Source organism: Neobacillus sp. MER 74 (assembly GCF_023714155.1).
On sequence record NZ_JAMAUV010000004.1, the window covers coordinates 151180 to 164218 of the forward strand.

Consider the following 13039-nt stretch of genomic DNA (forward strand, 5'->3'; position numbering starts at 1 on the left):
TTTAAACACTAGGAGGTAAGACGAAATGAAGGTGTTAGTGATAGGGGGAGGCGGCCGTGAGCATGCGATAGTTTGGAAACTGTCACAAAGTCCTAAAGTTACGCAAATTTATTGTGCGCCGGGCAACCCTGGGATTGCAGAGTTAGCGGAATGTGTTTCCATTGCTGTTTCAGACATTCAGAAATTAGCGGATTTTGCACAAAAAGAACAAATTGATCTTACATTTGTAGGACCAGAAGAGCCGCTCTCATTGGGTATTGTTAATTATTTTAAAGAACAGGGTTTAGCGGTATATGGACCTTCAAAGGAAGCGGCATTAATTGAGGGAAGTAAGGCGTTCGCTAAAGATTTAATGATGAAGTATCAGATTCCTACTGCTAAATATGCTTCTTTTACAAACTATGAGGATGCACTCGCTTTTGTCCGCGGCGAAGGGGCGCCAATCGTAATAAAAGCAGATGGCTTAGCTGCAGGAAAAGGTGTCGTTGTGGCAAAAACACTGGAAGAAGCGGAAGAAGCACTTCAAAGTATGATGAAAGAAGTATCCTTTGGCTCGGCGGGAGCGAGGGTGGTTGTTGAGGAATTTTTAGAAGGAGAAGAATTGACCCTGCTCGCTTTTGTGAATCGGACTACTGTAAAAGCGATGGTTCCGGCACAGGACCATAAGCCGGTAAATGATGGCGACAAGGGACCTAACACTGGTGGAATGGGAACGTATGCGCCATTACCACATATTGATTCATCAATGGTAGAGCGGATTATTCATGAAATAGTCCAACCAACGGCAAAAGCTATGGTAGAGGAAGGTTCCCCATTTGAGGGAATCCTCTATACTGGTTTAATGCTGACAAAATCAGGTCCAAAAGTCATTGAATATAATGCACGCTTTGGCGATCCGGAAACACAGGTAGTTCTTCCATTGCTTGAAACAGATTTACTTGATATTTTACTGGCAAGTCTCACCGGAGAATTAGAGAATGTAGAAGTGAAATGGAAAGACCAGTCTGCGGTTTGCGTGATTATGTCTTCTGCTGGCTATCCGGGAGCATACGAAAAAGGTCAAGTGATCAAAGGATTGGAACATATAACTTATCCGACTATAGCCTTCCATGCTGGCACTACCTCAAAGGATGGAGAAATTCTAACAAATGGCGGCCGAGTCCTGGGGATAACTGCCATTGGCGACCATTTGCAGGAAGCGAGAGATTTGGCCTACCAATCCGTAGAAAAGGTATCTTTTATAGGTGCTCATTACCGAACAGATATAGGATCAAAGGCATTTCGTTGACTATTTCGTTGACTATCAATATCTAATTTTAAAGAGGCTTATCAAGGAAGATGAGCCAATATAGGAAAGCCTGCTTATAAACAGGCTTTTTTGTCTTTAAATAAAATTCTTTCACATCTGTATCTTTAATGTCCACGCCATATGGACAAATGGACTAAAGTGTCTTTTATTGGTGCCTGACACCTATTGAAACTGCTCTAATACACGGAAGAAATCGATTGCAAATTGGTAGAAGAGGTTTTCGGATGGTGCTAGGTCCCTAGATTTTGGTGTGATGAGGCCGACGGTTCTTTTTACTTGAGGGGAGTCAATTGGTATTTTTACCGTGTATCGCGGCATGGATTCATAGACGGTGCTTTCTGGTAAGAGGCATACACCAATGCCTGCTGATACCAGTCCCTTTAATGCATCCAAATCCTCTCCCTCTGAGGTGATATTTGGTGCGAATCCAGCTTCTTTGCACGCCTCTATTGCAATTTTTTGAAGAATATATCCCTGCGGGAATGAAACAAATGAATCGTTTCGTAACTCGTTTAGTTCCAACCTTTTTCGATTGGCAAGTGCATGGTTGGAAGGAAGCAACGCAGAGATGTTTTCTGTAAATAGTATCTTTGCTTCAATATCAGGATCCTTCGTTGGTACTGGCCCAATAAACGCTAGATCAATTTCACCATTCTTAACGGCTTCAATTAAATATTGATAAGAGCCTTGCTTCAAATGGAAAACAACGTTTGGTTGTTTTGTTCGAAAGGCGGAGATAACCGTTGGAAGCCAATAGCTTGCAAGACTTGTTGGATAACCAATTTTAATGGTGCCGGATTGAGGATCTAAATACTCATCTACCTTTTCTTTTGCCTCATCAATCAATTTGACCGCTTTTTTAATATGGCTTAAAAAAATTATTCCAATCTGCGTTAACTTAATATTCCTTCCGATTCGTTCAAATAAACGAACACCGAGCTCATCTTCTAATTTAGCAATCTGAAAACTTACGGCCGACTGTGCGACATTGAGATTATCTGCCGCCTCGGTTACATGTTCGCGCTCAGCAACCTCCATAAAATAACGTAATTGACGTAGTTCCATCTTAAACCCTCCATTCATATAAAAATGAGATTGATTTAATCTTAATTATATATTGTTTATATGTATATAAAAACATAAAATTACTATCATACTGATTTATCGGAAAATTAAGAACGGGGGAGATAGTAATGACGTTTCATCAACTACCAAAAGCACAAGGTCTCTACCGCCCAGAATATGAACATGATGCATGTGGAATTGGATTGTATGCCCATATTAAAGGGATCGCATCTCACGAGATTGTCAAAAAAGGACTCAGCATGCTATGTAAACTAGATCACCGCGGCGGGCAGGGAAGTGATCCATTAACAGGTGATGGCGCTGGACTCATGGTCCAGATTCCAGATGCGTTTTTCCGCACTACCATTCAGAACGTCCAATTACCTGAAAAAGGACGATACGGGGTAGGGATGCTTTTTTTCTCAAATAATGATGTAGAAAGAGAAAAAATAGAGTCCTATATTAATAAAGTGGTAGAAGAAGAAGGGCAGACCCTTCTTGGTTGGAGAACTGTACCTGTCAATGATGAAACCATTGGAGAAACAGCCAAGCAAAGCCGTCCATTCATCCGGCAAGTCTTTATTGGTGCCAATGAAGGACTGAAGGATGAATTATCTTTTGAGCGAAAACTATATATTATTAGGAAACAATCAGAACTTTGGGCGAAGGAATCTGATTTACGTTTTTATTTTGCCAGCCTTTCAAGCAGAACGATTGTATATAAAGGGTTATTAACACCGGAACAGGTGGACAGATTTTACCTGGACTTACAGGATGAGAGTTTTGTATCGGCTTTTGCTTTAGTGCATTCCCGCTTTAGTACAAATACGTTCCCTAGTTGGGAACGGGCACATCCAAACCGCTACCTAATCCATAATGGAGAAATAAATACACTTCGCGGCAATGTTCAATGGATGAAGGCCCGAGAAAAGCAATTCGTCTCGGAAGCTTTTGGTGAGGACCTGCAAAAGGTGCTTCCAATCCTTGATACCGAGGGAAGTGACTCGTCGATTTTAGATAATTCGCTTGAGTTTTTGGTACTGGCGGGCCGAAAACCTGCTCATGCTGCCATGATGCTGATTCCTGAGCCATGGTCAGAAAACCCGCATATGACAAAAGAAAAGAGAGCATTTTACGAGTTTCATAGCTGCTTAATGGAACCATGGGATGGTCCAACGGCTATTTCTTTTACAGATGGTAAACAAATTGGCGCGATTTTAGATCGGAACGGCCTTCGTCCTGCTCGTTATTACGTTACGGATGATGATTATATTATTTTTTCATCAGAGGTTGGCGTCATTGATGTTGAACCTGAAAAAGTACTATATAAAGATCGTTTAAGCCCAGGGAAAATGCTGTTAATTGATTTGGAAGAAGGACGGATTATTTCTGATGAAGAAGTAAAAACGGAGATGGCTCAAGCACTTCCTTATCAGCAATGGTTGGACGAACAGCTTATTCGTTTAAATGAAGAAAGATCCAACGAAGAAGAAATCCTAGTGGATTTACTCATTCGCCAGAAAGCATTCGGCTACACCTACGAGGATATTTCAAAATATTTGGTTCCTGTTGTAAATGAAGGAAAAGATCCAATTGGCGCAATGGGTAATGACATGCCTTTAGCGGTTTTATCTGATCGGGCGCAATCATTGTTTAATTACTTTAAGCAATTATTTGCCCAAGTAACCAATCCGCCCATTGATTCACTACGAGAAGAAATTGTCACATCAACGATGACGTTATTAGGTGCAGAAGGAAATATATTACAGCCTTCACTGTTAAACTGCCGTCGAATTCAACTTGATACACCGGTCATTACCAATGGTCAATTAGAGCGTTTGAAATCTTTGGATACAGCCGATTTTAAGAGTAAGGTTATTGACATGCTGTTTGATGATAATCTGGAAGGCAGTCTTGATAGGATTTGCCAAGAGGCAGATTCGGCGATCTCAGAAGGGGTAAGTCTAGTAATCTTATCTGACCGTAAAATGAATAAGAACCAAGCAGCGATTCCTTCGTTATTGGCAGTAAGTGCTCTTCACCAGCATTTGATTCGTGAAGGCAGCAGAACGAAAGTAAGCATCCTTATAGAATCTGGAGAGGTACGTGAAGTTCATCATCTAGCTGCATTAATTGGTTATGGTGTGGATGCCATCAATCCATATCTTGCATTCGCCACCTATAAGCAGGCCATCGCAGAAGGAAGTTTACAATTTACCTATGTAGACGCGGTAAATAATTATATAAAAGCAATGACTGAGGGCGTTGTAAAAGTGATGTCCAAAATGGGGATTTCAACGGTCCAAAGTTATCGCGGTGCACAAATTTTCGAAGCAGTTGGAATCAGTGAAGAAGTCATTGAGCGTTATTTTACAGGAACGGTTTCACAGCTTGGTGGGATTGGTTTAGATACAATCGCAAAAGAAGCAAAAATGCTTCATACTTTGGCATATGCAGATTCTTATGATCAAACTTTAGATTCAGGCAGTAACTTCCAGTGGAGAAAAACAGGGGAACATCATGCCTTTAATCCTGGAACGATTCATACACTGCAATGGTCTTGCCGAAAGGGCGATTACGATTTATTTAAAAAATATTCCAAGCTTGCTAATGAAGAGAGAATTGGCTTCTTACGGAATTTGTTCTCATTTGATGAAACAAGACAGTCTTTATCAATCGACGAGGTAGAATCAGTTGATTCCATTGTCCGCCGTTTCAAAACAGGAGCGATGTCGTTTGGATCAATCAGCAAGGAAGCACATGAAACTTTGGCGATTGCGATGAATCGTTTAGGCGGAAAAAGCAACTCTGGTGAAGGTGGAGAAGATTCGCGCCGCTTTAGCTTAGATGAAAATGGCGATAACCGTCGCAGTGCTGTAAAGCAAATTGCTTCCGGCCGTTTTGGAGTCAAAAGTCATTATCTGGTTCATGCGGATGAGCTTCAAATTAAAATGGCACAAGGAGCAAAGCCAGGTGAAGGCGGACAGCTTCCGGGTAATAAAGTTTATCCATGGGTTGCTGATGTTCGTGGTTCCACACCAGGTGTTGGGCTGATTTCACCACCACCGCATCATGATATTTATTCGATTGAGGATTTGGCGCAGCTGATTCACGATTTGAAAAATGCCAACCGAGATGCACGAATCAGCGTAAAGCTTGTATCCAAAGGCGGGGTCGGAACGATTGCTGCCGGTGTGGCCAAAGGCGCCGCAGATGTCATTGTCATCAGTGGGTATGATGGTGGAACCGGAGCATCTCCAAAAACTAGTATCCAGCACACAGGATTACCATGGGAACTGGGGCTTGCCGAAGCGCACCAAACGTTAATGTTGAATGGTTTGCGTGATCGTGTTGTCCTTGAGACAGATGGTAAATTAATGACCGGAAAAGATGTGGTAATGGCTGCATTATTTGGGGCAGAAGAGTTTGCTTTTGCGACTGCACCACTTGTCGTACTTGGATGTGTGATGATGCGCGTTTGTCATTTAGACACTTGCCCAGTTGGAATTGCGACCCAAAATCCGCAGCTTCGTCAAAAGTTCACAGGAGAAGCAGATTATATTGTCAACTATATGCGTTTTATTGCTCAAGAAGTTCGAGAACTAATGGCGGAGCTTGGCTTTAGAACATTAGACGAAATGGTTGGTCGTACAGATGTATTGAAAATGAGTGACCGAGCAAAAGCACACTGGAAAGCAAAAGATCTAGATTTAACTCCATTGCTGCATCAGACTGAAGGTGTTCGTACATTTACAACACCACAAAATCACAAAATTGACGAGTCGCTTGATATCCAGAAAATCTTACCGGCCGTTCAAAAAGCATTACAAGATCAAATTCCAGTGGATGTGAGCTTCCCAATTACGAACGTGAACCGCGTTGTTGGAACAATCGTCGGAAGTGAAGTGTCGAAACATTATGGGGAAGCGGGGCTGCCTGAGGATACGATTACCCTAAGATTTACAGGGTCCGCAGGTCAAAGTTTCGGTGCCTTTGTTCCAAACGGCGTGACATTAGAGATTACGGGAGACGTCAACGATTTTCTGGGGAAAGGCTTATCTGGAGGAAAGTTGATTGTGAAAACAGACCAATCATCTAAATTATTAGCTGGGGAAAATGTAATCGCTGGGAATGTTGCTTTATACGGTGCAACAAGCGGTGAAGCATATATTAATGGACGTGCAGGCGAACGATTTGGAGTCCGTAATAGCGGTGTGAACGTGGTTGTGGAAGGAATTGGCGATCATGGCTGTGAATATATGACAGGCGGACGCGTCGTTATTTTAGGTGATGTAGGTAAAAACTTTGCTGCAGGGATGTCTGGCGGGATTGCGTACGTATTAGCTGATGATCAAGAGGCTTTTAGGAAGTTATGTAATCAAGAGATGATTGAAATAGAGTCGTTGTCAAAAAACGATGAGGAAGAGTTAATGAAAATGATTCAAACTCATTTCTATTATACGAATAGTGTGAAAGCAAGCTATGTTTTAGAAAACTGGGGAAATTATGTCAGAAAATTTATCAAAGTCATTCCGAAAGACTATAAACGGATGCTTGAGCAAATTCAGAAGCAAAAGGATGCAGGTTTACCAGATGAAGACGCGATTATGAGTGCATTTTTAGCCAATTCTTCCAAACAGAAAAATACTACAACTAAACAGCCAGAAGCTGTACTACGCTAAGAAAGGGGAGAGGAAGATGGGAAAAACAACAGGTTTTATGGATTACTATCGAGAAAAAGGTAAAGAGCGAAATCCCCTTACGCGAGTAGGCGACTGGAAAGAGTATTCCCTGCCTTTTTCGGACGAAACTTTAAGCAGACAAGGAGCGCGGTGCATGGATTGCGCCACTCCTTTCTGCCATATGGGAATGGAAGTTCAAGGAGCAACATCCGGGTGTCCGATTCATAATCTTATTCCCGAATGGAATGACTTGGTCTATCGCGGCCGGTGGAAAGAAGCCCTTGATCGGTTGCTTAAAACGAATAATTTCCCGGAATTCACCGGGCGGGTATGCCCTGCACCTTGTGAAGGATCATGTACGTTAGCCATAACGGACCCAGCAGTAACCATTAAAAACATTGAACAAGCGATTATTGATAAGGGTTTTGAAAATGGCTGGATTGCCCCTCGGATTCCAGTAAGCAGAACGGGGAAAAAAGTGGCGATTATCGGTTCAGGTCCGGCTGGATTAGCCAGTGCGGATCAACTCAACCAAGCAGGTCACTCGGTAACGGTTTTTGAACGTGCAGACCGTCCTGGTGGTTTACTCATGTATGGTATTCCAAATATGAAGCTAGATAAAGGAGTGGTTGAGCGTCGAATCAGCTTATTAACCCAAGAAGGGATCAAGTTTGTCACGAACACAGAGGTTGGAAAAGATATTACGGCAGAAGAACTCCACGCACAATTCGATGCTGTGATTCTTTGTACAGGTGCTCAAAAACAGCGTGATCTAGTCATTGAAGGGCGTGAGGCGAAAGGGATTCACTTCGCCATGGAATACTTGACCAAGGCAACGAAGAGTTACTTGGATACGAATTTTGAAGATGGTCAATTTATCAATACGGAAGGCAAGGACGTCATCGTGATTGGCGGCGGCGATACGGGAGCAGATTGTGTGGCAACGGCCCTGCGTCAAAATTGCCGTAGTGTGGTTCAGTTTGGCAAACATCCACAATTACCTGAGACACGTACTTCAGGGAATATGTGGCCAGCCTATCCTAATGTTTTTACTATGGATTATGCGTATAAAGAGGCCGAGGCCAAGTTTGGCGAAGACCCGCGTCAATATTCGATCCAAACGAAGAAAATAGTTGCGGATGAAAACGGCCGCTTACAGGAACTTCATACCATTCAAATGGAAAAATTAAGAGATGATGAGGGCCGATTCTTTTTTAAAGAAATTCCAGGAACTGAAAAAGTCTGGCCAGCCCAATTTGTCTTTATTGCGATTGGGTTTGAGGGCACTGAGCAGCCGCTTTTGAGTCAATTCGGTGTGAATGCAATCAACCAAAAGATTGAAGCAGCTTACGGTGAGTATCGTACAAACGTTGAGGGGGTATTTGCTGCAGGTGATGCTAGAAGAGGGCAAAGCCTAATCGTTTGGGCAATCAACGAGGGAAGACAGGTTGCTCATGAAGTGGATTGTTATTTGATGGGGAAATCCTATCTACCTAAATAATATTATAGTAGAAAAAAGGCCAGGTTTAGTATGTAACTTGTTCCATCTATATAAATGGCATAAGAAATGACGTGTGGTTTACCACACGTCATTTTTTATCTTGCAAAAATTACAAATCCAACATTACGCTGTGTTTCAATTCTTCTAACGAAGTCGATCCAATAAGAAACCGCCTTTAAATCTTCTTGGTTCGTATGAAATAATAAACGCATTAGGCTCAAATTTTTCGACAGTAGCTATTAGTTCATTTTCTCTATTTCTCTTTGTCAATATTTCCATTCGATAACGTTCACTGTCGCGTCCTTCACCTGTATATAATGTAACACCAAAACCATTTTGTCTTAAAGTGTCTATCAAATGACCATTTTTTTCTTGTGTATTAACCGTAACGTTGATATAACCAATTGCTATTTTTTGTTCTAATTTCGTTCCAAGGATGATTCCTAACCCGAATCCAACGGCATAAACTACCATTGCAATAATACTTTGATCGCCACCAAATACGAGTGAAAGCCCAAAAACATATATTAACATTTCTGCGATACCTAAAATTGATGCTAACACGGTTATATTTTTAACCAAAAAGATGGTTCGCAGTGTGTAAATAGGTACATAAACCAATTGTAACAGCAAAATCAAAATAATCTCTTTCACTTTGGCACCTCTATCGTCAATTTTAAATTACTTTTTATTTTATCTCTTTTAATCTAAATAAAATAGTGTTTTCTTTTTTTAATTCGTTAATTTACGAATCTTTTATTTTTATTTTTTATTTCCCTTCGTATTGATAGTATGAGTCCTTTTGTTGGACGAATGATTAATAGTGTAAAATATATAAACGTTCGTTATTTAAACTATTTTTCTATTGATATTCCCATTGATTATACGATATTATAGCTAAAAAGCAAACATTTAGGAGTGGATAAGATGATTAGTTACCCAAATTCTAGCAAACCAAAAAAAGTGATGTTACTTGGTTCGGGAGAGCTCGGAAAAGAAACGATTATCGAAGCTCAACGACTTGGTATGGTAACGATTGCTGTTGACCGTTATGAAAATGCTCCTGCCATGCAGGTGGCCGATCATTCGTATGTTGTTGATATGCTTGATGGAGTAGAACTGCGAAAAGTGATCGAACTAGAAAAGCCGGACTTGGTTGTTCCTGAAATTGAGGCAATCGCAACGGAAACGTTAATTGATCTTGAGAATGAAGGTTTTTGTATTGTGCCAACGGCTAAAGCAACGAACCTGACGATGGATCGAGAAGGAATCCGAAGATTGGCTAGTGAAGAATTGGGGATTCCAACTGCGAAATACGCCTTTGCGGACACGCTAGAGGAATTAAGAAGTGCCGTACAAGAAATCGGAATTCCATGTGTAATTAAACCGATTATGAGTTCATCTGGAAAAGGGCAAACCATTTGTCGTTCTATCGAGGATGTTGAAATGTCGTGGAATGAGGCAATTTCGGGTGGGCGAGGCAAAAAAGCTCGAGTGATTGTTGAAGAATTTATTCACTTTGAATCTGAAATCACACTGTTAACGGTTCGTTCTGTCTCAGGCACAACCTTTTGTGCCCCAATCGGTCATGTCCAAAAAGATGGGGATTATATTGAATCCTGGCAGCCGCATGCTATGTCAGAGGAACAAATAGCAGAAGCGCAGGACATCGCAAAAAAAATCACCGATGCCCTTGGTGGATACGGACTTTTTGGCGTTGAATTATTTCTTTCGGCAAAGGGTGTTTATTTTAGTGAAGTTTCACCACGACCACATGATACGGGAATGGTTACCATGGCTACGCAGGATCTTTCCGAGTTTGCCTTGCACATAAGAGCCATCTTGGGTTATCCCATCCCAGGGGTTCAGCTGTTAACTCCTGGTGCAAGTCGCACGGTTAAAGCATGGAAAGAGAGTAAAGGATACCAAATTGAAGGCATTGAGGACAGCTTATCTATCCCAAATACCCAAGTAAGAATCTTTGGAAAGCCTGAAACAAAAGTGGGCCGTCGGATGGCGGTGGTCTTAAGTTCAGGAGAGTCTGTTGAAGTAGCAAGGAACCAAGCCGAAATAGCCGCGTCAAAAATAAGGATCACGCATAGCTAAATCCAATTCAAAAAATAATTTTCCAAATATTAGGTGCCTTGGTATAACATGACCAAGGCATCTTCTTGTTCTAATGGAAAATTTAGAAAAAAAATAACCTTTTCAAGGTTTAGGGGTGGGGATTTCTTGATTAGCTTTCATTGGTGAAATAAAACAGTTAATAAATATGTCTTACAGAAGATAAACGAATGGAAAATAACATTTGTTTTTCATCTTTTAAAGAAAGCAATTGGTCTTTAAGATTTAGGTGATAAACCCGCCCTTTTAAGGTTTGCAATGCACCATTTTTATAGTAAACAATCGTAATTAGGCCATTTTGAGTTAGTTTTTTTAAGAACATTTATATCCCCCTTTTATTAGTAGTGGATTGTTGTACAATTCACATTATATCCTTCGTATTTTAAGAGACTATGTAGAAGATGTTAATAATATGTTAAGTCAAGCTAATTTGATTAGTGGAATAGAAATAAGTGAATTATAATGAATATTGAATGTAATAGAATATGGAGGAAAAACCAATGAAATTTCCAAATGATGCGGATGGAGAGGCTTTACAAAGTCTTTATAAAGATGGAGTGAATTTTAAAAAAACACAGTCAGTCGAATTTTTTGTGGCCGTGCCTGATCAAATGACAGGTGAAAAATTATCACAAGTACTAAAAGGAGAAGGATTCAACTGTTTCCTAGAGCAAGATGACGAAACAGATGAGTGGGCATGTTCTTGCTCGAAAAGAATGCTATTAAATCATAGTGAATTAATTAAAATACAGAAAAAATTAAATGACTTAAGTAAACCACATGGTGGTTATTCGGACGGTTGGGGTGTCTTTGTAGATTAAAAAATTGGCGGTTTTATTTTATTAGGTTTAGTGTCTATATATTTGTATATGAAAGCCCTGGGCCTAATCAATTATTTTGGAGGGCACCAGGGCTTTTCTTTTATTTATTTATCCCAAAACGTTACAAAGTATAGATCTTGTACAATATTGCGAGTAAGACTCCTTGTTTCTTAAATTCTATGTGGAGAATGCCGTAATGCTCTTATAGAAATGCTACCCAATCGAATTACTATGATGATAGAAATTATCGTGAGGACCACAATCATGGAAACAACACCATGCCAGCCAAAACTACTATAATATGCACCACTCATCGTTCCTCCGATACTAGATCCCGCATAATAGAAAAATAAATATAGGGATGATGCTTGTGCTTTATCATGAGTAGCGATTTGTCCCACCCAACCACTTCCAATCGAATGTCCAGCAAAAAAACCGTACGTAAAGATGGCGATACCGATTACTTTTAACCATAAAGACGAATTTAACGTTAAACATGCCCCGAATAATACAATAATCAAGGACAACATTAATAGTTTTCTTTTGCCGTATTGATCAGCTAGCATTCCCATCCAAGTAGAGCTAAATGTTCCAACAATATACACAATAAATATAAAGCCAACTAAGGTTTGACTTAAAGAATAAGGTGGAGCCATTAACTCAAAACCAATGTAATTATATAACGATACAAAGCATCCCATTAATAGAAATCCAGTTAAAAATAAATAAAGGAGGCCTGGTTCTTTAAATTGGACAAACAAGGAGATTGCTAATTTTTTAATTTCAAATTTTCGCGGTTTAAAATGTGTAGATTTCGGTAAAATAGACCAGAAAATAAGACTAGCAAGTAAACTAATGATTCCAATAAAGGCCAATGCAACATGCCAACTAAAATAATCTGTTAAAATTCCACTAATTATTCGACCTCCCATTCCGCCGATGGAGTTCCCGCTTATGTATAATCCCATTGCCAGTCCTAAACTTTTAGGATCAATCTCCTCGCCTAAGTAGGCCATCGCAACAGCAGGCAATCCCGCTAATGAAATCCCCTGTAAGATTCTACATAAGATTAATAGATGAAAATTTGGACTAAACGCAGTTAAAATGGATAGAATCGATGAAACAATTAAAGAAATAGTCATGACTGGTTTCCGGCCAAATACTTCTGATAAAGAACCAGCAATCAACATACTCACCGCTAAAGCGATAGTGGTAGAGGACAAGCTTAAACTGGATACAGCTGGTGAAATATGAAATTCCTTCACGATTTCCGGTAGTAATGGTTGTGTCCCCCAAAGGATCGCGAATGTATTAAAACCACCGGCAAATAAAGCGATGTTTACCATTTTAAATGTGTGTGTCCCGCGCTGAATATAGTTCATTATTGAAAAATACTCCTTTAGTTGTTGGTTTTATAGATTATCTCTACCTCATCATACTCCTCTTTTTGCATAGGTTCTAATAAAATACTTTTTAGAAATTCAATTTGGTCCCCATTCAAAAAATGTCAATTATTCCAACGATTGTAGAAAAAGTA

General features: G+C 40.2%; 9 protein-coding genes. 5 read left to right on the plus strand and 4 right to left on the minus strand.

What is annotated here, in order from left to right; genetic code table 11:
• Positions 1-25: 25 nt before the first annotated feature.
• The gene (purD, locus tag M3610_RS09335) at positions 26-1288 is read left to right on the plus strand and encodes a phosphoribosylamine--glycine ligase (RefSeq protein WP_251458673.1); all 1263 of its coding nucleotides are present in this window, start codon (positions 26-28) and stop codon (positions 1286-1288) included.
• A gap of 183 nt (positions 1289-1471) precedes the next feature.
• Here purD and gltC read toward each other — a convergent pair whose 3' ends face one another.
• Positions 1472-2374 carry a glutamate biosynthesis transcriptional regulator GltC gene (gltC, locus tag M3610_RS09340; protein WP_251458675.1) on the minus strand — a complete coding sequence of 301 codons (903 nt, stop codon included), beginning with the start codon at positions 2372-2374 and terminating at the stop codon, positions 1472-1474.
• Between the two features lie 128 nt (positions 2375-2502).
• Here gltC and gltB point away from each other — a divergent pair, with 128 nt between their 5' ends.
• Together gltB and gltD are read left to right on the plus strand one after the other, a co-directional pair.
• A complete protein-coding gene (gltB, locus tag M3610_RS09345; RefSeq protein WP_251458677.1) occupies positions 2503-7056 on the plus strand; it encodes a glutamate synthase large subunit in 4554 nt (1517 codons plus the stop codon).
• Positions 7057-7072: 16 nt separating this feature from the next.
• Positions 7073-8557 carry a glutamate synthase small subunit gene (gltD, locus tag M3610_RS09350; RefSeq protein WP_251458679.1) on the plus strand — a complete coding sequence of 495 codons (1485 nt, stop codon included), beginning with the start codon at positions 7073-7075 and terminating at the stop codon, positions 8555-8557.
• Positions 8558-8701: 144 nt separating this feature from the next.
• Here gltD and M3610_RS09355 read toward each other — a convergent pair whose 3' ends face one another.
• Positions 8702-9211, minus strand: coding sequence for a DUF2179 domain-containing protein (locus M3610_RS09355; RefSeq protein WP_098571865.1), 510 nt, complete (start codon positions 9209-9211; stop codon positions 8702-8704).
• A 273-nt stretch (positions 9212-9484) separates the two neighbouring features.
• Between M3610_RS09355 and purT the strand changes: the two genes are divergently transcribed.
• Positions 9485-10663, plus strand: a complete 1179-nt coding sequence (purT, locus tag M3610_RS09360; protein WP_251458681.1) for a formate-dependent phosphoribosylglycinamide formyltransferase — start codon at positions 9485-9487, stop codon at positions 10661-10663.
• Positions 10664-10820: 157 nt separating this feature from the next.
• Here purT and M3610_RS09365 read toward each other — a convergent pair whose 3' ends face one another.
• Positions 10821-11003, minus strand: coding sequence for a YolD-like family protein (locus M3610_RS09365; RefSeq protein WP_251458684.1), 183 nt, complete (start codon positions 11001-11003; stop codon positions 10821-10823).
• A 178-nt stretch (positions 11004-11181) separates the two neighbouring features.
• Here M3610_RS09365 and M3610_RS09370 point away from each other — a divergent pair, with 178 nt between their 5' ends.
• Positions 11182-11502 (plus strand): ribonuclease E inhibitor RraB, encoded by a 321-nt coding sequence (locus M3610_RS09370; protein WP_251458688.1) that lies wholly within the window; start codon positions 11182-11184, stop codon positions 11500-11502.
• Between the two features lie 170 nt (positions 11503-11672).
• Here the strand turns inward: M3610_RS09370 and M3610_RS09375 are convergent, their stop codons facing one another.
• Positions 11673-12884 carry an MFS transporter gene (locus tag M3610_RS09375; protein WP_251458690.1) on the minus strand — a complete coding sequence of 404 codons (1212 nt, stop codon included), beginning with the start codon at positions 12882-12884 and terminating at the stop codon, positions 11673-11675.
• Positions 12885-13039 lie beyond the last annotated feature (155 nt).

Bases quoted from the DNA above. Each gene is read 5' to 3' on its own strand.
- M3610_RS09375 (WP_251458690.1), bottom strand. From the start codon at position 12,884: ATGAACTATATTCAGCGCGGGACACACACATTTAAAATGGTAAACATC.
- purD (WP_251458673.1), top strand. From the start codon at position 26: ATGAAGGTGTTAGTGATAGGGGGAGGCGGCCGTGAGCATGCGATAGTT.
- M3610_RS09365 (WP_251458684.1), bottom strand. From the start codon at position 11,003: ATGTTCTTAAAAAAACTAACTCAAAATGGCCTAATTACGATTGTTTAC.
- gltD (WP_251458679.1), top strand. From the start codon at position 7,073: ATGGGAAAAACAACAGGTTTTATGGATTACTATCGAGAAAAAGGTAAA.
- gltC (WP_251458675.1), bottom strand. From the start codon at position 2,374: ATGGAACTACGTCAATTACGTTATTTTATGGAGGTTGCTGAGCGCGAA.
- gltB (WP_251458677.1), top strand. From the start codon at position 2,503: ATGACGTTTCATCAACTACCAAAAGCACAAGGTCTCTACCGCCCAGAA.
- M3610_RS09370 (WP_251458688.1), top strand. From the start codon at position 11,182: ATGAAATTTCCAAATGATGCGGATGGAGAGGCTTTACAAAGTCTTTAT.
- purT (WP_251458681.1), top strand. From the start codon at position 9,485: ATGATTAGTTACCCAAATTCTAGCAAACCAAAAAAAGTGATGTTACTT.